The following is a 19,403-nucleotide window of genomic DNA, read 5'->3' as shown; positions in this document are numbered from 1 at the left end:
TCCAAGCAAAATCGCAGGTCAGGGGGGTTTCATAGAAATATGGCGCACTGGGTAACGTGATGCTTGCGGACGCTCGCCGGGACACCTGTCACGCCTGTTCCCGGCCGAGCGGCACCCACCCCGTGCACGGGTATCGGGAACAGGTGACCGCACTGGTTACCCGGCAACCCCGGGGCCGGACCGACGGAGGAGTACACGTGACCGTGGAGAGCACTGCCGCGCGCAAACCGCGACGCAGCGCCGGAAGCAAGACCGGTACCACCCGCACCACCGCGCAGAGCGCCGACGCGCCGGCCGCCGACGCATCAGCCACGGCCGCGCAGCCCGCCACTGCCACCGCGTCCAAGGCCACGGCCGCGAAGCGCGCCCCCGCCAAACGAGCCCCCGCCAAACGAGCCGCCCCCAAGAAGCCCGCCGCCGAGCCGGCGCAGGCGGTCGGGACGGCCGCGACGGGCGCCGATCCGGACCTCGTCCAGCTGCTCACCCCCGAGGGCGAGCGCGTCGAGAACGCCGCCTACGACCCGTACGTCGCCGCCCTCACCCCCGACGACCTGCGCGGTCTGTACCGCGACATGGTGCTGACCCGCCGCTTCGACGCCGAGGCCACCGCCCTCCAGCGCCAGGGCGAGCTGGGCCTGTGGGCCTCGCTGCTCGGCCAGGAGGCCGCCCAGATCGGCTCCGGCCGCGCCACCCGCACCGACGACTACGTCTTCCCGACCTACCGCGAGCACGGCGTCGCCTGGTGCCGGGACATCGACCCGACCAACCTGCTCGGCATGTTCCGCGGCGTCAACAACGGCGGCTGGGACCCGAACAGCAACAACTTCCACCTCTACACGATCGTCATCGGCTCGCAGACCCTGCACGCCACCGGTTACGCGATGGGCGTGGCCAAGGACGGCGCCGACTCCGCGGTCATCGCCTACTTCGGGGACGGCGCCTCCAGCCAGGGCGACGTCGCCGAGTCCTTCACCTTCGCCTCGGTCTACAACGCCCCCGTGGTGTTCTTCTGCCAGAACAACCAGTGGGCGATCTCCGAGCCGACCGAGCGCCAGACCCGCGTCCCGCTCTACCAGCGCGCGCAGGGCTACGGCTTCCCGGGCGTACGGGTGGACGGCAACGACGTCCTGGCCGTCCTCGCGGTGACGAAGTGGGCCCTGGAGCGGGCCCGCAGCGGCGAGGGCCCGACGCTGGTCGAGGCGTACACGTACCGCATGGGCGCCCACACCACCTCCGACGACCCGACCCGCTACCGCCACGACGACGAGCGGGCGGCCTGGGAGGCGAAGGACCCGATCGCCCGCCTTCGCACATATCTGGAGGCCTCAAACCACGCGGACGAGGGATTTTTCGCGGAACTCGAGGTCGAGAGCGAGTCGTTGGGCAGGCGAGTACGCGAAGCGGTCCGTGCCATGCCGGACCCGGACCCCTTCGCGATCTTCGAGCACACCTACGCCGACGGGCACGCGCTCGTGGACGAGGAGCGGGCCCAGTTCGCCGCCTACCAGGCGTCGTTCGCGGATGGGGAGGGGGCGTGATCATGGCGGCTGAGACAGTGGCTTCGACGAACGCGGCGGCGAAGACCGTGACGTCCAAGAACTTGGCCCTGGCCAAGGCGATCAACGAATCGCTGCGCAAGGCCCTGGAGTCGGACCCCAAGGTCCTGATCATGGGTGAGGACGTCGGCAAGCTCGGCGGGGTCTTCCGGGTCACCGACGGTCTGCAGAAGGACTTCGGCGAGGAGCGGGTCATCGACACCCCGCTCGCCGAGTCGGGCATCGTCGGCACGGCGATCGGCCTCGCCCTGCGCGGCTACCGCCCGGTCGTGGAGATCCAGTTCGACGGCTTCGTCTTCCCGGCGTACGACCAGATCGTCACCCAGCTCGCGAAGATGCACGCGCGCGCGTTGGGCAAGATCAAGCTCCCGATCGTCATCCGCATCCCGTACGGCGGCGGCATCGGCGCGGTCGAGCACCACTCGGAGTCCCCGGAGGCGCTCTTCGCGCATGTGGCGGGCCTCAAGGTGGTGTCCCCGTCCAACGCGTCGGACGCGTACTGGATGATGCAGCAGGCCATCCAGAGCGACGACCCGGTGATCTTCTTCGAGCCGAAGCGGCGCTACTGGGACAAGGCCGAGGTCAATGCCGAGGCCATCCCGGGGCCGCTGCACAAGGCCCAGGTGGTCCGTGAGGGCACCGACCTCACCCTCGCCGCCTACGGCCCGATGGTGAAGCTGTGCCTGGAGGTCGCGAACGCGGCGGCGGAGGAGGGCCGGTCCCTGGAGGTCCTCGACCTGCGGTCGGTCTCCCCGCTCGACTTCGACTCCGTCCAGGCCTCGGTCGAGAAGACCCGCCACCTGGTCGTGGTGCACGAGGCACCGGTGTTCTTCGGCTCGGGCGCGGAGATCGCCGCCCGGATCACGGAACGCTGCTTCTACCACCTGGAGGCACCGGTGCTCAGGGTCGGCGGCTATCACGCCCCGTACCCGCCGGCGCGCCTGGAGGAGGAGTACCTACCGAGCCTGGACCGGGTGCTCGACGCCGTCGACCGCTCGCTGGCGTACTGAGGAGAGGGACGTGACGACGATGACTGACGCGTCCGTTCGCGAGTTCAAGATGCCCGACGTGGGCGAGGGACTCACCGAGGCCGAGATCCTCAAGTGGTACGTCCAGCCGGGCGACACGGTCGCCGACGGCCAGGTGGTGTGCGAGGTCGAGACCGCCAAGGCGGCCGTCGAACTACCCATCCCGTACGACGGGGTCGTCCGCGCACTCCACTTCCCCGAGGGCACGACGGTCGACGTGGGTACGTCGATCATCGCGGTGGATGTCGGGGGTGGTGGCGGTGGCGGGGCTGTGGCTCCGGCAGCGGCCGAGGCACCGGCAGCGGCCGAGACTCCGGTTCCGGTCGAGGCACCCGAGGAAGCGAAGCCGCCGGCCCGCCAGCCGGTGCTCGTCGGCTACGGCGTGGCCGTTTCCTCGACCAAGCGCCGTCCCCGCAAGGGCGCCGAGGTCCCGGCCCAGGAGGTCGCGGCGGCGGTCCAGCACGAGCTGAACGGCCACAGCACCCTCACCGGCCTGGTCGGCCCGGCCGGAGGAGCCGCCCGTCCGCTGGCGAAGCCGCCGGTGCGCAAGCTCGCCAAGGATCTCGGGGTCGACCTGACGACGGTGACCCCGTCGGGCCCCGACGGCATCATCACGCGGGAGGACGTGCACGCGGCGGTGGCCCCACCGGCCCCCGAACCGGTGCGCACCACGCCGGTCGCGGCCCCGGCAGCGACCGTTCCGGTGACCACGTACGACGGCACGCGGGAGACGCGCGTCCCGGTCAGGGGCGTACGGAAGGCGACCGCGCTGGCGATGGTCGGCTCGGCGTTCACGGCGCCGCATGTCACGGAGTTCGTGACGGTGGACGTGACGCGCACGCTGAAGCTGGTGGAGGAGCTGAAGCGGGACAAGGCGATGGAGGGGCTGCGGGTGAACCCGTTGCTCCTGATCGCCAAGGCCCTGCTGGTCGCGATCAGGCGCAACCCGGACGTCAACGCGTCCTGGGACGAGGTGAACCAGGAGATCGTGCTCAAGCACTACGTCAACCTGGGCATCGCGGCGGCCACCCCGCGCGGTCTGATCGTCCCGAACATCAAGGACGCCCACGAGAAGACGCTTCCGCAACTGGCGGCGGCGCTCTCCGAGCTGGTGTCCACGGCGCGGGACGGCAAGACCTCTCCCGGGGCGATGCAGGGCGGCACGGTGACGATCACCAACGTCGGCGTCTTCGGCGTCGACACGGGTACGCCGATCCTCCCGCCCGGCGAGTCCGCGATCCTCGCGGTCGGCGCGATCAGGCTCCAGCCGTGGGTCCACAAGGGCAAGGTCAAGCCGCGTCAGGTCACCACACTGGCGTTGAGCTTCGACCACCGCCTGGTCGACGGGGAGTTGGGGTCCAAGGTGCTGGCGGACGTGGCGGCGATCCTGGAACAGCCGAAGAAGCTCATCACCTGGGCGTGAAAATGGGGGCGGCCACTTCGAGTGGCCGCCCCCATTTCCGTCTGGCGTGGGCGTCAGCTGATCTTGGCGTAGCCGTAGTTGATGAGCTTCTTGACGTCCGCTGTGCGGTTGGCCGCGTTGGAGGCGGTCAGGACGGCGCCCATCACCGACTCGCCGTTCTTCGTGGCGGCGAAAATGAGACAGTACTTGGCCTCGGTGCCTGAGCCGGTCTTGATGCCGAGCGTGCCGTTCCAGCCGAGCAGGGTGTTGGTGTTCGTCCAGGTCGTGTTGCGGGTGCCGCCGGTCTTCGTGATCGTCTTCGCCGTGTACGACTTGGTCTTCACGACGACCTTGAAGGCGCCGCTCTTCATCGCGCTGCGGGCGAGCAGCGTGAGGTCCTTCGGCGTCGAGTAGTTGTTGCCGTTGCTCAGACCGTCGAACGAGTCGAAGTGCGTGTTCCTCATGCCGAGACTCGTGGCCTTCGCGTTCATCTTCGCGATGAACGACTTCGTGCGCGCGGCCACCGTCGAGCCGGTACCGAACTTGTCGGCGAGGGCCATCGCGGCGTCGCAGCCGGACGGCAGCATCATCCCGTACAGCAACTGACGGACGGTGACCTTGTCACCGACGATCAGCTTGGCGGACGAGGGGTAGCCCTTCTTGACCATGTAGTTGCTGACGTCCTGCTTGATCGTGACCTTGGTGTCCAGGTTCACGTTCGCCTGCGAGAGCACGACCGCCGCGGTCATGACCTTGGTGGTGGAGGCGGTGAGGCGCCTCGTGTTGGGGGCCTTGCTGAACAGAGTCGCGCCGTTGGTGCTGTTCATCAGGAATCCGCCTGGGGCGGTGATGGTGGGTGTGGCTACAGCGGCCTGCGCGGGCGCCGCGGTGAGCGCTCCGGTCGCGAGCACGGCGCCGGTGGTGACCACGACGGCTGCGGCTCTGCGGAAACGGATGCCCTGGATGCCGGTTATCAACTTCAATACCCCGATTACGTCTGAATCGTCCGAATGCCCCTGGAGAGCGGCCGAGTTGGCCGAGTCGTCGGCGGAACGCCGCTCCCGTGTGACTCGTAACTAGCACAGTTGGTTGTGCGCGTGCTGAGGCGGGTTCCCCGATTTTCCCTTTCTGAGGGACGCCGTACGGATGTTCGTGGTTCCCGCGACCCTTCCGGAGATTGAACTGCTGCCCGTGCGGCGACGTCACGCCCCGACCGGGGATCGGCCTGAAGGATCGGTCCATATGGCGGACGGTCGCCCCTCATGGGTACGTGTTGTATCTATGCTGTCGGCATGAGCAGCCTGGCCGTGCAGCACGTGAAGCAACCTCCCGCCGCCGACCGTGTCTACACCCACGTCAAAGAGGGTGTCCTGGACCGCCGTTACGAAGGCGGGACCCTGCTCACCGAAGGCGAACTGGCCGAGGCCGTCGGGGTCTCGCGCACACCGGTGCGCGAGGCGTTGCTGCGCCTGGAGGCCGAGGGGCTGATCAAGCTCTACCCGAAGAAGGGCGCGCTCGTCCTGCCCGTCTCCGCGCAGGAGATCGCGGACGTCGTCGAGACCCGGCAGCTGGTCGAGGAGCACGCGATCCGCAAGGCGGTGCCCGCCTCACCCCGGCTGATCGCCCGGCTCACGGAACTGCTCGAACAGCAGCGCGAGCAGGCCGCGGTCGGTGATCTGGCCGGGGCCGCCGTGACCGACCGCTGCTTCCACGCCGAGATCGTCCGCAGCGGCGGCAACGAGATCCTCTCCCGTCTCTACGACCAACTGCGCGACCGGCAGCTGAGGATGGGCGTCGCCGTCATGCACGCCCACCCCGACCGCATCACCAAGACGCTCGTCGAGCACCAGGAGATCCTCGACGCGCTGCGCTCGGGCGACCCGGAGGCGGCGGTCGCGATCGTGCACCGGCACGTCAGCTGGTTCTCCAACCTGGCGCGGGGCGAGGTCCGATGAGTCGCGGGGGTGACGTGAACAGCGGCTTTGGAAAGGGCAGTTCCGGTGCGGGATCCGGTGCGGGATCCGGTGTGCTGCCCGGCGATCCGCCCGGTGGGCGCCGTGCCGTCCTCGTCTGGTCCGTCGGCGTCTCCGTGTACTTCGTCGCCGTCATCTTCCGTACGTCGCTGGGGGTGGCCGGGCTCGACGCCGCCGACCGCTTCCACGTGGGCGCGTCCGCCCTGTCCACCTTCTCGATACTCCAGCTCCTCGTCTACGCGGGCATGCAGATACCCGTCGGCCTGCTCGTCGACCGGCTCGGCACGAAGAAGGTGCTGGCCATCGGGGCGGTGCTGTTCACGGCCGGTCAGCTCGGGTTCGCCTTCTCGCCCTCGTACGGCACGGCTCTCGCGTCGCGTGCGCTGCTCGGGTGCGGTGACGCGATGACGTTCATCAGCGTGCTGCGGCTCGGATCCCGGTGGTTCCCGGCGCGGCGCGGGCCGCTCGTCGCGCAGCTGGCGGGGCTGGCCGGGATGGCGGGCAACCTCGTCTCGACGCTCGTCATCGCCCGGCTGCTGCACGGCATCGGTTGGACGGCGGCCTTCGCGGGGAGCGCGTTCGCCGGCGTGGTCGTACTGGTGCTGATGCTGGTGTTCCTCAAGGACCATCCGGAGGGGCACGAGCCGGAGCCGTTCCCGCATCAGGGGGCCGCGTACGTGCGCCGGCAGATCGCCGCCTCGTGGCGTGAGCCCGGGACCCGGCTCGGGCTGTGGGTGCACTTCACCACCCAGTTCCCGGCGATGGTGTTCCTGCTGCTGTGGGGCCTGCCGTTCCTCGTCGAGGCGCAGGGGCTGACACGGGCGACGGCGGGTGAGCTGCTGACGCTGGTCGTGCTCTCCAACATGGTGATCGGCCTGGTGTACGGCCAGATCGTCGCCCGGCACCACACGGCGCGGCTGCCGCTCGCGCTGGGCACGGTCGGTGTGACGGCGGTGACGTGGGCGGTGACGCTCGCCTACCCGGCGGTGTCCGGCGCCGAGCACGTCCCGATGTGGCTGCTGGTGGTGCTGTGCACGGTGCTCGGGGCTTGTGGGCCCGCGTCCATGCTCGGGTTCGACTTCGCCCGGCCCGCGAATCCGCCCGAGCGTCAGGGGACGGCGTCCGGGATCACCAACATGGGTGGGTTCATCGCCTCGATGACGACGCTGTTCGCGGTCGGCGTGCTGCTCGACGCGACCGGGGACGACTACGCCGTCGCGTTCTCGTTCGTGTTCCTGTTGCAGGGGGTTGGCGTCAGCCAGATTCTGCGGTTGCGGAAGCGGGCCGCTCTGCGGGAGTCGGAGCGGTTGGTTGCCAGCAGGGTTTCTACAGTGCACGTTCCTGTGTAGGTGGGCGGTGCCTTGTGTGGGCGTCTCTGGGGGCTGCCGCCCCCAGGCCCCCGCTGTCGGCCTGAACGGCCTCGTCCTCAATCGCCGGACGGGCTGAAGATGCTGGCCGGCGCTGAGAAGTGGCCGTCACGCTCGATGAGTGGCCGCCACGCTTGTCGAGTGACCGCCGCGCTCGATGAGTGGCCGTCACCCCGACAAACTTACGGCGTCACCGCGAAGTGGCGCAGGATTGCCGCCGTCAGGCTTGGGTCGCCCTCTGCCTTGATGCGGTCGGCTACCGACTCCGGGGTCACCCGGCCGCAGGCCAGGCGGAAGTAGGTCTCCCAGTCGAGGGCGAAGGTGGCGGCGGGGCCGAGGGCCGGGGACGTTTCCAGGGTGCCGCGGCCGTTGATGTCGACGCGGATCGTGCGCAGGAACTCGATGGGACCGTGCACGTCGAAGACGATCGCCGAACTGCGCGGCGCCCCCGCGTCCTTGGCGACGACCTTCGGCAGCGCGCCGAGCAGCATGTCCCGCGCGACGTGCGCGCCGGGGGAGTCGATGTTGCCGGGTCGGCCGAGTGCCGTACGCAGATCCTGTTCGTGCACCCACACGTCGAACGCCCGGTTGCGCATCGCGTCCACGAGGGCGGTCTCCTGGCCGTGCAGGCCGCGGATCTTCGCCCCCGGTTCCCGTGACTCGTTGCGCAGCTGCCGGTTGCGGCGAATGACCGTGTACTCCAGCTCCGACGTCATCTCGGGGGCCGTGTGGTGCCGCCGTACGTCGACCTGCATCTCCGTGTAGCGCTGCTGCTCGTTGGTGACGTGGTAGAGGTCGCGCGGGAGCGTGTGGATGGGGCGCGGGTCGCCGAGCATCTCGCACTCCATGCCGATGACATGTGAGACCACGTCACGGACCGACCAGCCCGGGCATGGGGTCCGGCGGTTCCACTCACCCTCCGCGAGCGGCGTCACCAGCTCGGATATCGCTTCGATGGAGTGGGTCCAGGCGTCGGCGTAGGGCTGGAGAGTGGGATGCAGACTCACGGAACGGGACCCCTCGGGCGGTCGGTGCGCGGGCAGTGATGACGGCGGATGACGTCGGGTGACGGCGGATGTCGACGGCGTTGTCGGTGGGTGCGAAGGCGCGGACGGGAGAGCGGGATTGCTGTCAGCGGGTGTCTTGGAACGTTAAGTTACGCTGCTGTGAGGCACCCCGGCAGTGCTTTCGTGTGACGATCGTAGGCCCGTGTGAACGGCTCGAATGTCAGGACGGTGGTAGTGTGCGCGCCTCGCTCATCCAGATCGGTGTAGAAGAGGGCGAATCGGTCGAATCGCGTCGGCGGCGTGTGGCGTCGCTGGTACGGGACGAGGCCGGTGCCGATCTCGTCGTACTGCCCGAGCTGTGGACGACGGGGGCTTTCGCGTACGAGCTGTTCGCCGCCGAGGCCGAGCCGCTGGACGGGCCGACGTACGAGGCGATGGCCAAGGCCGCGAGTGACGCGGGCGTGTGGCTGCACGCCGGGTCGATTCCGGAGCGGGACCCTGAGGGGCCTCTGTACAACACCTCCCTCGTCTTTTCTCCGGACGGTGAGCTGGCTGCCGTCTATCGCAAGATCCATCGGTTCGGCTTCGACAAGGGTGAGGCCGTGCTGATGGGGGCGGGTGCGGAGCTGGTGACCGTCCGGCTGCCCGGGACGACGGTTGGTGTCGCCACGTGTTACGACCTCCGTTTCCCTGAGTTGTTCCGTGGGCTTGTCGATGCTGGTGCCGAGACGATCGTGATCTCGGCGGGGTGGCCGGAGCGGCGGCGGTCCCACTGGACGTTGCTGGCTCAGGCGCGGGCGGTCGAGAACCAGGCGTTCGTTCTTGCGTGTGGAACGGCCGGGGAGCATGCGGGAGTTCCGCAGGCCGGTCACTCGATCGTGGTTGATCCGTGGGGTGAGGTGCTCGCGGAGGCGGGGGCGGGCGAGGAGGTTCTGCGGGTCGAGTTCGATCCGGCGAAGGTGGGGGAGACGCGGGAGGTGTTTCCGGCGCTGAAGGATCGGGTGCTGGGGTTGGGGGTTCCGGGGCGGCCCTGAGTTTTCTCGCCCCCGCCGCCCTTACCCGTTCCCATCCCCTGGGGGCTGCGCCCCCAGACCCCCCTTCGGCCTGGACGGCCTCGTCCTCAAACGCCGGACGGGCTAAAAAGATCAATCGTCCCCCCGTTCCTTCTCCGCCAGGTGGATCACGCATACCGCCACCGCGATCAGCAGGGCCGGGTCCGCGTCGTCACGTACGACGTCCACTCCGTAGGTCTCCCGGATGTGCAGCCAGCGGCGGGAGATCTGGGCGAGTAGTTCGCCGTCGTAGTCGACCGCGAACTCCCGGTCCAGGATCTTTCCGCTGACGTCCAGTTCCGTGCCGTCCACCAGCGACACCCGGTAGTGGTTGCGGAGCAGGGACAGGCGTTTGCGTTTGATGGTTGCCAGGGTGTCGCCGTCGCGTTCGATCACCATCGTGTCCCGCAGGGCGAACATCTTCTGGTGGATGTCGATCAGGACCCTGCCCTGCGTGTCCTTCAGCTCGAAGGTGTCCCGCAGCCGCATGGCCTTGCCGTCGACCAGATAGACCTTGGTGCCGTGCTGGTCCTCGATCCAGTAGTCGTCGCCGATGCCGAGCAGCCGGTCGCGTACGAGGAATCTCATGTACTCACCGGTTCCCCGCCTCCGCGTCCAAAACGCCGCCGGTACGCCGATGGACTGAGTCCGGTCTCACGGCGGAGCCGGGCGCGCAGGTTCGCCGCCGTGCCCAGGCCGCTGCGGGCCGCCACCACGTCGAGGCGTTCCTCGCCGCGTTCGATCAGGCGGCGGGCGAGGGTGACCCGTTCTCCCGTCAGCCAGGTCAGGGGTGTCGTGCCGAGTTGGGAGCGGAAGCGGCGGTGGAGGGTGGCCGGTGAGACCGCCGCCCTGGACGCCAGGCCGGCCACCGTCAGGGGGTCGGCCAGGCGTTCCTGGGCCCAGGCCAGCAGGGGGCCGAGGGATTCGTCCGGTGTCGCCGGCACCGGGCGTTCCACGAACTGGCGTTGCCCGCCGTCCCGGTGGGCGGCGAACACCAGGCGCCGGGAGACCGCGTTGGCGATCTCGGCACCATGGTCCGTACGCCAGATGTGCAGCCCGAGGTCCAGGGCGGCGGCGCTGCCTGCGGCCGTGAGGATGTCGCCGTCGTCCGTGAACAGGACGTCCGGTTCCAGGAGGACCCTTGGGTGCAGTTGTCTGAAGGTGTCCGCCCACAGCCAGTGGGTTGTCGCCCGGCGGCCGTCCAGCAGGCCCGCCTCCGCGAGCGCGAAGCTTCCCGTGCACAGGCTCATGACGCGTGCCCCGCGCGCGTGGGTGCGTCGTACGGCGTCGAGTACGGCCTCACCGCGCGGTACGACGTTGTCCGGGCGGCCCGGTACGACGAGGGTGTCTGCCTCGTCCGCCGCCTCCAGGCCGGCTACCCCGGTGAGGGTGAAGAAGCCGTGGTTCAGGCGCACTTCGGGGGTCGGTGCGCACACCGTCACCTCGTACAGCGGGCCCGGCAGGCCGAGTTCGGGGCGGGGCAGGCCGAACAGTTCGGTCGCGACACCGACCTCGAACGGGTTCGTGCCCTCGTCGACGATCACGGCGACGCGGTGCGGTCCCGGCCGCTTCCCGCCGGGGTGAGAGGATTCTTGCGGCATGTGCGATTTCTAGCACTCGTGCGAGGGCGGGTACACCCGCACGATGGGCCCATGACATCCCAGCCCGTCTCCGTTCCCGCCGCCCTCGGCTCCTTCTCCGCCCTGTGGAGCCCCCGCATCCTCACCACGGTCAACGACTACGACGTACGCGTTGCCAAGGTCGAGGGCGAGCATGTCTGGCATGTGCACGAGGGGACCGACGAGTTCTTTCTCGTTCTGGACGGTGAACTGCACATCGCCCTCCGGGAGTCGGCCGGTGAGCGCACGGTCGTCCTCCCGAAGGGCTCGGCCTTCACGGTGCCGCGCGGCACGGAGCACAAGCCGTACGCCCCGGTCCGTACCGAGATCCTCGTCCTCGAACCGTCCGGCACCCTGACCGTCGGCGACCGCCATGGCGACGTACCCGGTCATGTGGACGTCACGACGGGCCACGCACTGTCCTGAGAGCTCAGCCGTGGTACCGGTCATCGTCGATCACGGTCGTCGAGGGCGGTATCAGGACCCGCCTGCGCCGGGCGACGCTGCGGAACGCCAGGGCGCCGATCACTCCGACGATCATCAGGATGACTCCGACCAGGTCGAGGTTGACCCCTTCCATCTCCCAGTCGGTCGCGAAGGTGAGGATGGCTCCCACGGCGATGAGGATGATGCAGCCGCCGAGGCTCATGAGTGTTGCCTCCCTGTCCGGTCCGGTCGTTCCGGAGGATCCGGTTGTTCCGGTCGGTTCCGGGTGCCCGGACCCGGGACAGGTATGCGCGGCCGTACGAGGCCCCTTCGCGACGCCCCTTCGCCAATTGCCCTCAATTACCCTTCCAGGAACGCCACCAGCGCGTTGGCGAGCAGATGCGGGTCGTCGGCGCCGCACAACTCCCGTGCGCTGTGCATCGACAGGATCGCCACCCCTATGTCGACGGTCTTGATGCCGTGCCGGGCCGCGGTGATCGGGCCGATCGTCGTGCCGCAGGGCATGGAGTTGTTGGAGACGAAGTTCTGGAACGGGACGCCGGCCTTGTCACAGGCGGCGACCCAGACCGCGCGGCCCGAACCGTCCGTGGCGTAGCGGTTGTTGACGTTGACCTTGAGGATGGGGCCGCCGTTGACGCGCGGGTGGTGCGTCGGGTCGTGCCGCTCCGCGTAGTTGGGGTGGACGGCGTGGCCCGTGTCGGAGGAGAGACAGACGGTGCCGGCGAACGCCCGCGCCCGGTCCTCGTACGACCCGCCCCGCGCGAACACCGAACGCTCCAGGACGCTGCCGAGCAGCGGGCCGTCGGCGCCTGTGTCGCTCTGCGAGCCGTTCTCCTCGTGGTCGAAGGCCGCGAGGACCGGGATGCACGGCAGCTCGCGGGGGTTCGTCGCCATGGCCGCGAGTGCCGCCGTGGCGGCGTGCACGGACAGTAGGTTGTCCATGCGCGGGCCCGCGACCAGCTCCCGGTCGCGGCCCAGGTACGCGGGCGGTTCCACGGAGTGGACCATCAGGTCCCAGCCGGTGACCTCGCCCGGTGCGAGCCCGGACTCCTCTTCGAGGAAGGCGATCAGGTCGCCCTCGCGGACGTCGTCCGACATGCCCCAGATCGGTTGCAGGTGGCGCTGCTTGTCGAGCTTCAGGCCGTCCGTGTTCACGGCGCGGTCGAGGTGGATGGCGAGCTGGGGGACTCGCAGCAGGGGCCGGTCGATGTTCACCAGGCGCGTGCTGCCGTCCCGGAGGGAGAGGCGGCCGGCCAGGCCGAGGTCGCGGTCGAGCCAGGAGTTGAGCAGCGGTCCGCCGTAGATCTCCACGGCGACCTGGCGCCAGCCGTGTCCCCCGAGGTCGGGCACCGGCTTGACCCGCAGGTTCGGGGAGTCGGTGTGGGCGCCGACGATCCGGAAGGGAGTGTGCGGCGCGGCGCCCTCGGGGACGTACCAGGCCACGATCGCGCCGCCGCGCACCACGTACTTGCCGCCGCTGCCCGAGGCGGAGGCCGCCGATGTCTCCGCGTCCCAGGCGTCCGTCTCCGCGACCTGGCGGAAGCCGGCCTTCTCCAGCCGCTCGGCGGTGTTCGCCACGGCGTGGTACGGCGACGGACTCGCCGCCAGGAAGGACATGAGGTCGTCGGTGTGGCCGCGGTCGAAGCGGTGGGGTGCGCTCATGGGGTTCACCTTAACGACGTAATAGGGCCCGCTCCCTGGGATGGTGAGCGGGCTCTCGTAACGGGGCTGTGAAGTCCGGACAACTGGCTGGACATTCGGTTTTCGGACACCGGGCGGACCGTGCGGGTGTGTCCGGGTTCAGCAGTACGGCGGCCCGCCCCGGGGTGAACCCGGGTGCGGGCCGCCGTACTTGGCCTGCTGTACGTACGTACGAGAAGGGTGTGGCTAGAAGGCCGCCTCGTCCAGTTCCATCACGTCGAGGTCGACGCCGGCCGCGAGCCTGCGGGCGCCGGTGACGCCCGGGAGGACGTTGGCCGCGAAGAACTTCGCCGCCACGATCTTGCCGGTGTAGAAGGGGACGTCCTTCGCGGACGCCGTCTGGAGCTTCTCGGCGGCCACGGCGGCGCCCTTGAGGAGCAGGTAGCCGACGACGACGTCGCCCGAGGCCATCAGCAGGCGGGTGGTGTTGAGGCCCACCTTGTAGATGTTCCTGACGTCCTGCTCGGTCGCCGCGAGGTCCGTCAGCATCAGGCCGACGATGGCCTCCAGCTCGACGGCCGCCTTCGCGAGCTGCTCGCGCGCCGCCGCCAGCTCCTCGCCGCCCGTGCCCGGCGCGAGGAACTTCTTGATGTCCTCGGCGAGCGAGTTGAGGGCCGCGCCCTGGTTGCGGACGATCTTCCGGAAGAAGAAGTCCTGGCCCTGGATGGCGGTCGTGCCCTCGTACAGGGTGTCGATCTTGGCGTCGCGGATGTACTGCTCGATCGGGTACTCCTGGAGGAACCCGGAGCCGCCGAAGGTCTGCAGCGACTGGGCGAGCTGCTCGTAGCCCTTCTCGGAGCCGTAGCCCTTCACGATCGGCAGGAGCAGGTCGTTCAGGGCCTCCAGCGCGGCGGTGTCCTCGCCGGCGGCCTCCTTGACCTGGATGTCGTCCTGGACGGAGGCCGTGTAGAGGACCAGCGCGCGCATGCCCTCGGCGTACGCCTTCTGCGTGATCAGTGAGAGGCGCACGTCGGGGTGGTGGGTGATGGTGACCTTGGGCGCGGCCTTGTCACCGAAGGCCGCGAGGTCGGAGCCCTGGACGCGCTCCTTGGCGTACTCCAGCGCGTTCAGGTAGCCCGTCGACAGCGTCGAGATCGCCTTCGTGCCGACCATCATCCGGGCGAACTCGATGATCCGGAACATCTGGCGGATGCCCTCGTGCTTGTCGCCGATCAGCCAGCCCTTGGCGGGGTGCCGGTCGCCGAACGTCATCTCGCAGGTGTTGGACGCCTTGAGGCCCATCTTGTGCTCGACGTTCGTCGCGTACACGCCGTTGCGCTCGCCCAGCTCGCCGGTCTCGAAGTCGAACTCGTACTTCGGGACCAGGAAGAGGGAGAGGCCCTTGGTGCCGGGGCCGTGGCCCTCGGGGCGGGCGAGGACGTAGTGGAGGATGTTCTCCGACATGTCGTGCTCACCGGACGTGATGAAGCGCTTGACGCCCTCGATGTGCCAGGAGCCGTCCGCCTGCTGGACCGCCTTCGTGCGGCCCGCGCCCACGTCCGACCCGGCGTCCGGCTCGGTCAGGACCATCGTCGAGCCCCACTGCTTCTCGGTGGCGATCGCGGCGATCTTCTTCTGGACCTCGTTGCCCTCGTCGTAGAGGACGCTCGCGAAGGCGGGACCCGAGGCGTACATGAACACCGCCGGGTTCGCGCCGAGCAGCAGCTCCGAGTACGCCCAGATCAGGGAGCGCGGCGCGGTGGTGCCGCCGATCCCCTCAGGCATGCCGAGCCGCCAGTACTCGGAGTCCATGAAGGCCTGGTACGACTTCTTGAAGGACGCCGGGACCGGAGCGGTGTTGGTCTCCGGGTCGAAGACAGGCGGGTTGCGGTCGGCGTCCGCGAAGGACTCCGCCAGCTCGTTCTCCGCGAGGCGTGTCAGCTCCTCCAGGATGCTCTTGGCGGTGTCCGTGTCCATCTCCGCGAACGGACCCGTCCCGTACAGCTTGTCGCGCCCGAGGACCTCGAAGAGGTTGAACTCGATGTCGCGGAGATTCGACTTGTAGTGCCCCATGGCGACTGCTCCGTAGAGAGATCGGCGAGGCACTGACTCCTCGCGCCTAATACGCATACCAACTAGTAGCTTCTTGCCTACGATGATGCTACCCGTCGGTAATAAGGCGCAACCCCAACCGGTCATCTGTGACGCGTTACGCGTGCGAAGGCCTGGTCGCGGGGAGGTGAATGGTCTAGACCGGGACGGTGAGGGTGGCCGTGTAGCCCTTGTCCACACTGCCTTCCATGGTCGCCAGCTGCTGGTCGTAGCCGTCGCTGAAGATGTTGTCGGTCTCCAGGGAGAGCTGGCCGAGGTTCTCCACGCTCCGGCTGTAGCCGTCCGTCGCGTACACCGTGTCGCAGACGTCCTTCGGGAACGCCAGCTGCGAGGTGTTCGTTATCGACGTGGCCGCGGTCGCGTCCTCGAGGTTGCCGTAGACCTCGAAGTGGATGTGCGGCCAGCGGCCCGTGTAGCAGGCCGGGAAGATGCTCGTGAAGGTGACCTGGCCCTTGTCGTCCGTCTCCTGGACGCCCCGCAGGTAGTTCTCGTCGGTGACGCCCTCCGAGTAGAGGGAGTAGTTGCCCTCGCGGTCGCAGTGCCACAGATAGACGGCCGCGCCCACCTTGGGGGTGTCGCAGCCCGAGGCCGCGTCGACGACGGTGAGCGTGATGGTGAGCGGTACGCCCTCGGCCTTGCCGCCCGCCGAGTTCCCGAAGCTGGACGTGATGTCGCTGCGGACGACTCCGCTCTCCTTGAGCACGTTCACCCCGTTCGAACCGTCGCCCGGGTAGGGGCCGGCGGTCTCGTTCGGGATGGTCGCGCACTCGCCGGAGGAGGACGCCGTCCCGCTGGAGGAGGAGCTGGAGGAGCTGGAGGAGGAGGTGTCGGTGGCGGCCGAGGACGTGGAGTCGTCGTCGGCGGCGCAGCCCACCAGCGGCACCAGGCTGGCCCCGGCCAGCAGCCGGATCATCCGGCGGCGGGCGAGGACGGGGAGGTCGTAGGAGAGACCTCTGTCGTGCTCGTGGTCCTCGTGGTCGTGGTGCCCGTGTCCGTGCCCGTGCGCCTGTCCGCTCATGGCCGTCTCCCTTTACCTGTACCCGGCCGGTGATTGCCCGGCCTTTGCCGCTGCCTGGTGGTTTCTTTGTCGAGGCCGACGGTATGAGCGCCCGCTGTGGGAAACCAGGGTCGAACCTGTGGACTTCCCATGGGACGTACCGGGCGGGGCGGGCGGAAGCAGGGGGCCGGGGCGGACGGAAGCGGGGACCGGGCCGCCCCGGCTTCGCCGCGCTCTCGGTACTCTTGCGCGCATGTACGGCTATGACCAGAACGCTGGCGCGCAGCAGCAGTACGCGCAGCCGCAGCAGCAGATGCCGGGCGGGTACGGCCAGCAGCCGCCGCTGTACCCCGAGCCGTCCCCGCCGTCCCTCGCGGACGCGGTGCGCGCCTTCACGACGGGCTCGATGTCGGCCGAGGACTTCCAGCAGGTCTTCGCCACGTCGAAGGTGTACTGCCCGCGCGGCGACAACCCCGGGTTTCTGGCGCTGCACAACACCCAGCAGCCGGTGATCCCCATGTTCACCTCCCTGAAGGAGCTGCGCCGCTACGCCGGCAAGGAGTCCAAGTACTTCGTGATCACCGGCGCCGAGGTCATCGACCTGCTGCCCACCGGCTACGGCTTCGTCGTGGACATGGAGGGCGAGCACCGCATGGTGTTCGACGCGAAGGCGGTCGAGCAGATGGTGGAGTTCGCGATGCGCAGGATGTACGGCTGACGGCCTTCGGCGTGTGTGGGATCCGCTGCTGAGTCCGCCGTTGAATCCACCGTTGAGCCAGCCGTTAAATCCGCTCCACGTTTGTCACAGGCATGCCATAGGGTTCCTCCTGGCAGCCGCGCCCCGTCCGTCACCGCTTCCCGCGGTCGCGTCCGGGTGTCGCGCGGCGCTGTCGACTCCCGGTGATCCCGGGTTCCTTGTGGGGGGTTCGTTCCTGTGCGCATGCGCAGCACTTCGACCGCGACGGCACTCGCGGTTCTCTTCAGTTCGGTGGCGCTGAGCGTCGTCACCACGGGTCCCGCCTCGGCGGCGGTCGCCACCGTGCAGTCACCCGGCGGCATCGTCGCGGACGCGGCCCTGAAGCGGGTCTTCGTCGGCGACAACTTCAACGGCCGGGTACTGGCGGCCAATTACTCGGGCACCGTCGTCGACTCGGCCGGCGGCTTCGGCTCGGTCGCCGACCTGGCGCTCTCCGACGACGGACGCACGCTGTACGCGTCCCTGCCCGCGCGGAACCAGATCGTGGCCCTCGACCCGGCCACCCTGAACGTCAGGACCCGGTACGCGGTACCCACCGACACCGGCCCGCGCTACCTCGCCTTCACCGGCGGCAAGCTCTGGTTCAGCTACGGCGACCAGTGGGACGGCGACCTGGGCTCGGTCGACCCGAACTGGACCGAGGCCCCGGACCCGGACCCGTCGCCGACCCCGACGTCCGTCCCGACGTCCGAGTCCCCGTCCGTACCGCCGTCCGAGCCGCCGACATCACCCGACCCGACCACCGAGCCGAGCGCGGACCCCGAGCCGAGCGTCGAGCCCTCGACGGAGCCGCTGCCCGACCCGAGCGTCGAGCCCAGTTCGCCCGAGCCCTCCCCGGAGACCTCCGCCGACTCCCCCGCTCCCGACGCACCCTCCACCACGACCCTCGCGGCCGGGGCCGAGGCTGCGGACAGCCCGGTGTCGATGGGCCTGTTCCCGCAGGCGCACCCCGGCGTCTGGGGCCCGGGGCTGCTCGACACGAGCCCGTCGGCGCCCGGTCTGCTGGCCGTCGGTCAGACCGGCTTGTCCTCGGACTCGATGGGCGTCGTGGACGTCTCCGGTCAGACGCCCGAGCTGACCGCCTGGTACCAGGGCGACTACACGCTCAACAACGGCCTCGGTGACATCGACCTCGTCCCAGGAGCCGCACAGGTACTGGCCAACGGCACGGACCGGGACGCCTACGCGAACGGCGCCTTCACCAAGGCGGGTGCCTATCCGGCCGGCCAGAGCGCCGACATCGCCCCGAACGGCCTGGTCGCCCAGGCCAACGGCACCAAGGTGGCCGTCTACCGGCCGAACGCCACGAGGCCGCTGCGCACGTACACGAACGGCGCGTACGGCATCGGCGATCTGGCCTGGGCCCCGGACTCCTCCCGGATCTTCGCCCTGGTCGGCACCGGCACCGGATACACCCTCAAGGCGCTCACCGACCCGACGAAGAACGTCCCGACCCTGACGGTGAACGCCCCGACGAAGGCCACCCGCGCCAAGAAGCTCACGGTCTCCGGCAAGCTGTCGGCGACGGTCGCGCTGCCGGCCGGCGCCAAGCTGAGCGTCACCCGTACCGACCTGGAGACCCCGAACGGCAGGGCGCTGCCGTCGGTCACCGTGAAGTCGAACGGTACGTACTCCTTCACGAACACCCCGCCGGTCGGCGGCACGGTCACCTACAAGGTGTCGTACGCGGGTGACGCGGCGCACACTCCGGTGTCCGCCTCCGACAAGGTCGCGGTGTCCCGGGCGGCGACGACGCTGACCCTGAACAACAACAAGAAGCTCTACTCCTACGGCACCGACGTCAGGTTCACCGCGCACCTGGGACGGACGTACAAGAACCGCACGGTCGAGATCTGGGTCGACCCGCACGGCAACGACAAGCCGAAGAGGCTGGTCAAGAGCGGCAAGGTCAACTCGGCCGGGAACCTCACCGTGACCGTCGACATGACCCGCGACACGAACGTCACCGCGGTCTTCAAGGGCGACGCGCGCTTCGCGCCGAAGACGGTCAAGGTCACGGCGTACGCGAAGGTGCGGATCTCCACGGCCGTGTCCCGGCACTACAAGACGGCGAAGATCGGCTCGACGTCGTACTACTGGTTCCACAAGAACACCGACCCGGTGCTGACGACCTCGATGCCCTACTACCCGGGCCGCCAGCAGCGCTTCGACCTCCAGGTCTACTTCGAGGGCACGTGGTACTCCACGGACTCCGAGTACTTCGGGATCGCCACGAACGGCAAGTCGGCGGTGCAGCTCGTGGCGCCCGGTGAGTCGGGCATCCGGGCGCGGGTGCGGTCGGCGTACATCGACGGTTCCTCCGGCGACAATGTGAACTCGACGACGTACGGATCCTGGAAGTACCTGTACTTCAGCAACTAGCACTCCAGTAACCAGCACTCCAGTAACGAGTACGTCAGTGGCCGGCCGATCCCCGGTCGGCTG

Annotated in this window: 17 protein-coding genes; 9 read left to right on the top strand and 8 right to left on the bottom strand. The window is 69.1% G+C overall.

All coding sequences use genetic code 11. The features are described 5' to 3' along the window. The first annotated feature begins 197 nt into the window (after positions 1-197). The 3 genes from pdhA to ACWDR4_RS16240 are packed head-to-tail and all read left to right on the top strand — an operon-like array spanning position 198 to position 4,007. Positions 198-1,538 carry a pyruvate dehydrogenase (acetyl-transferring) E1 component subunit alpha gene (pdhA, locus tag ACWDR4_RS16250; RefSeq protein ID WP_450408974.1) on the top strand — a complete coding sequence of 447 codons (1,341 nt, stop codon included), beginning with the start codon at positions 198-200 and terminating at the stop codon, positions 1,536-1,538. 2 nt (positions 1,539-1,540) lie between these two features. Next, on the top strand, positions 1,541-2,566 hold the full coding sequence (locus tag ACWDR4_RS16245) for an alpha-ketoacid dehydrogenase subunit beta (protein WP_450408973.1): 1,026 nt from the start codon (positions 1,541-1,543) through the stop codon (positions 2,564-2,566). A 10-nt stretch (positions 2,567-2,576) separates the two neighbouring features. After that, the gene (locus ACWDR4_RS16240; protein WP_450408971.1) at positions 2,577-4,007 is read left to right on the top strand and encodes a dihydrolipoamide acetyltransferase family protein; all 1,431 of its coding nucleotides are present in this window, start codon (positions 2,577-2,579) and stop codon (positions 4,005-4,007) included. 53 nt (positions 4,008-4,060) lie between these two features. Here the strand turns inward: ACWDR4_RS16240 and ACWDR4_RS16235 are convergent, their stop codons facing one another. Further along, positions 4,061-4,963 (bottom strand): D-alanyl-D-alanine carboxypeptidase family protein, encoded by a 903-nt coding sequence (locus ACWDR4_RS16235; RefSeq protein WP_450409088.1) that lies wholly within the window; start codon positions 4,961-4,963, stop codon positions 4,061-4,063. Positions 4,964-5,278: 315 nt separating this feature from the next. Here ACWDR4_RS16235 and ACWDR4_RS16230 point away from each other — a divergent pair, with 315 nt between their 5' ends. Beyond that, entirely contained in the window at positions 5,279-5,941 is a 663-nt protein-coding gene (locus ACWDR4_RS16230) for a GntR family transcriptional regulator (RefSeq protein WP_450408969.1), read from the top strand. Then, a complete protein-coding gene (locus tag ACWDR4_RS16225) occupies positions 5,938-7,308 on the top strand; it encodes an MFS transporter (protein ID WP_450408968.1) in 1,371 nt (456 codons plus the stop codon). The genes ACWDR4_RS16230 and ACWDR4_RS16225 overlap by 4 nt, the downstream gene beginning before the upstream one ends. 200 nt (positions 7,309-7,508) lie before the next feature. Here the strand turns inward: ACWDR4_RS16225 and ACWDR4_RS16220 are convergent, their stop codons facing one another. Then, positions 7,509-8,333, bottom strand: a complete 825-nt coding sequence (locus tag ACWDR4_RS16220) for a maleylpyruvate isomerase family mycothiol-dependent enzyme (protein ID WP_450408966.1) — start codon at positions 8,331-8,333, stop codon at positions 7,509-7,511. Between the two features lie 236 nt (positions 8,334-8,569). Between ACWDR4_RS16220 and ACWDR4_RS16215 the strand changes: the two genes are divergently transcribed. After that, entirely contained in the window at positions 8,570-9,367 is a 798-nt protein-coding gene (locus ACWDR4_RS16215) for a carbon-nitrogen family hydrolase (RefSeq protein WP_450408964.1), read from the top strand. A 111-nt stretch (positions 9,368-9,478) separates the two neighbouring features. On the opposite strand, the gene ACWDR4_RS16210 is transcribed toward ACWDR4_RS16215, so the two are convergent. Both ACWDR4_RS16210 and ACWDR4_RS16205 read right to left on the bottom strand, forming a co-directional pair. After that, complete coding sequence (locus ACWDR4_RS16210; RefSeq protein ID WP_450408963.1) at positions 9,479-9,973, bottom strand: LURP-one-related/scramblase family protein; 495 nt, start codon at positions 9,971-9,973, stop codon at positions 9,479-9,481. Continuing rightward, the gene (locus tag ACWDR4_RS16205) at positions 9,970-10,986 is read right to left on the bottom strand and encodes a helix-turn-helix domain-containing protein (protein WP_450408961.1); all 1,017 of its coding nucleotides are present in this window, start codon (positions 10,984-10,986) and stop codon (positions 9,970-9,972) included. The genes ACWDR4_RS16210 and ACWDR4_RS16205 overlap by 4 nt, the downstream gene beginning before the upstream one ends. A 51-nt stretch (positions 10,987-11,037) precedes the next feature. On the opposite strand from ACWDR4_RS16205, the gene ACWDR4_RS16200 reads away from it, so the two are divergent. Continuing rightward, positions 11,038-11,430, top strand: a complete 393-nt coding sequence (locus tag ACWDR4_RS16200) for a cupin domain-containing protein (protein WP_450408959.1) — start codon at positions 11,038-11,040, stop codon at positions 11,428-11,430. Between the two features lie 4 nt (positions 11,431-11,434). Here ACWDR4_RS16200 and ACWDR4_RS16195 read toward each other — a convergent pair whose 3' ends face one another. From ACWDR4_RS16195 to ACWDR4_RS16180, 4 genes are all read right to left on the bottom strand, one after another. After that, positions 11,435-11,653, bottom strand: a complete 219-nt coding sequence (locus ACWDR4_RS16195; protein WP_450408957.1) for a DUF6458 family protein — start codon at positions 11,651-11,653, stop codon at positions 11,435-11,437. A 137-nt stretch (positions 11,654-11,790) separates the two neighbouring features. Beyond that, positions 11,791-13,113, bottom strand: coding sequence for a M18 family aminopeptidase (locus tag ACWDR4_RS16190; protein WP_450408955.1), 1,323 nt, complete (start codon positions 13,111-13,113; stop codon positions 11,791-11,793). A 225-nt stretch (positions 13,114-13,338) separates the two neighbouring features. Further along, a complete protein-coding gene (locus ACWDR4_RS16185) occupies positions 13,339-15,165 on the bottom strand; it encodes an acyl-CoA dehydrogenase (RefSeq protein ID WP_450408954.1) in 1,827 nt (608 codons plus the stop codon). A gap of 175 nt (positions 15,166-15,340) precedes the next feature. Continuing rightward, on the bottom strand, positions 15,341-16,222 hold the full coding sequence (locus ACWDR4_RS16180) for an intradiol ring-cleavage dioxygenase (protein WP_450408952.1): 882 nt from the start codon (positions 16,220-16,222) through the stop codon (positions 15,341-15,343). 232 nt (positions 16,223-16,454) lie between these two features. On the opposite strand from ACWDR4_RS16180, the gene ACWDR4_RS16175 reads away from it, so the two are divergent. Both ACWDR4_RS16175 and ACWDR4_RS16170 read left to right on the top strand, forming a co-directional pair. Beyond that, positions 16,455-16,919: an SseB family protein gene (locus ACWDR4_RS16175; protein ID WP_235476750.1), complete on the top strand. Its 465-nt coding sequence runs from the start codon at positions 16,455-16,457 to the stop codon at positions 16,917-16,919. Positions 16,920-17,141: 222 nt separating this feature from the next. Next, positions 17,142-19,340 carry an Ig-like domain repeat protein gene (locus ACWDR4_RS16170; RefSeq protein WP_450408951.1) on the top strand — a complete coding sequence of 733 codons (2,199 nt, stop codon included), beginning with the start codon at positions 17,142-17,144 and terminating at the stop codon, positions 19,338-19,340. Positions 19,341-19,403 lie beyond the last annotated feature (63 nt).

It is taken from the genome of Streptomyces sp. NPDC000878, assembly GCF_053599695.1.
This window is presented reverse-complemented; position numbering and strand designations above follow the sequence as displayed.

Bases quoted from the DNA above. Each gene is read 5' to 3' on its own strand.
- ACWDR4_RS16245 (WP_450408973.1), top strand. From the start codon at position 1,541: ATGGCGGCTGAGACAGTGGCTTCGACGAACGCGGCGGCGAAGACCGTG.
- ACWDR4_RS16230 (WP_450408969.1), top strand. From the start codon at position 5,279: ATGAGCAGCCTGGCCGTGCAGCACGTGAAGCAACCTCCCGCCGCCGAC.
- ACWDR4_RS16225 (WP_450408968.1), top strand. From the start codon at position 5,938: ATGAGTCGCGGGGGTGACGTGAACAGCGGCTTTGGAAAGGGCAGTTCC.
- ACWDR4_RS16210 (WP_450408963.1), bottom strand. From the start codon at position 9,973: ATGAGATTCCTCGTACGCGACCGGCTGCTCGGCATCGGCGACGACTAC.
- ACWDR4_RS16205 (WP_450408961.1), bottom strand. From the start codon at position 10,986: ATGCCGCAAGAATCCTCTCACCCCGGCGGGAAGCGGCCGGGACCGCAC.
- ACWDR4_RS16200 (WP_450408959.1), top strand. From the start codon at position 11,038: ATGACATCCCAGCCCGTCTCCGTTCCCGCCGCCCTCGGCTCCTTCTCC.
- ACWDR4_RS16195 (WP_450408957.1), bottom strand. From the start codon at position 11,653: ATGAGCCTCGGCGGCTGCATCATCCTCATCGCCGTGGGAGCCATCCTC.
- ACWDR4_RS16190 (WP_450408955.1), bottom strand. From the start codon at position 13,113: ATGAGCGCACCCCACCGCTTCGACCGCGGCCACACCGACGACCTCATG.
- ACWDR4_RS16185 (WP_450408954.1), bottom strand. From the start codon at position 15,165: ATGGGGCACTACAAGTCGAATCTCCGCGACATCGAGTTCAACCTCTTC.
- ACWDR4_RS16180 (WP_450408952.1), bottom strand. From the start codon at position 16,222: ATGAGCGGACAGGCGCACGGGCACGGACACGGGCACCACGACCACGAG.
- ACWDR4_RS16175 (WP_235476750.1), top strand. From the start codon at position 16,455: ATGTACGGCTATGACCAGAACGCTGGCGCGCAGCAGCAGTACGCGCAG.
- ACWDR4_RS16170 (WP_450408951.1), top strand. From the start codon at position 17,142: ATGCGCAGCACTTCGACCGCGACGGCACTCGCGGTTCTCTTCAGTTCG.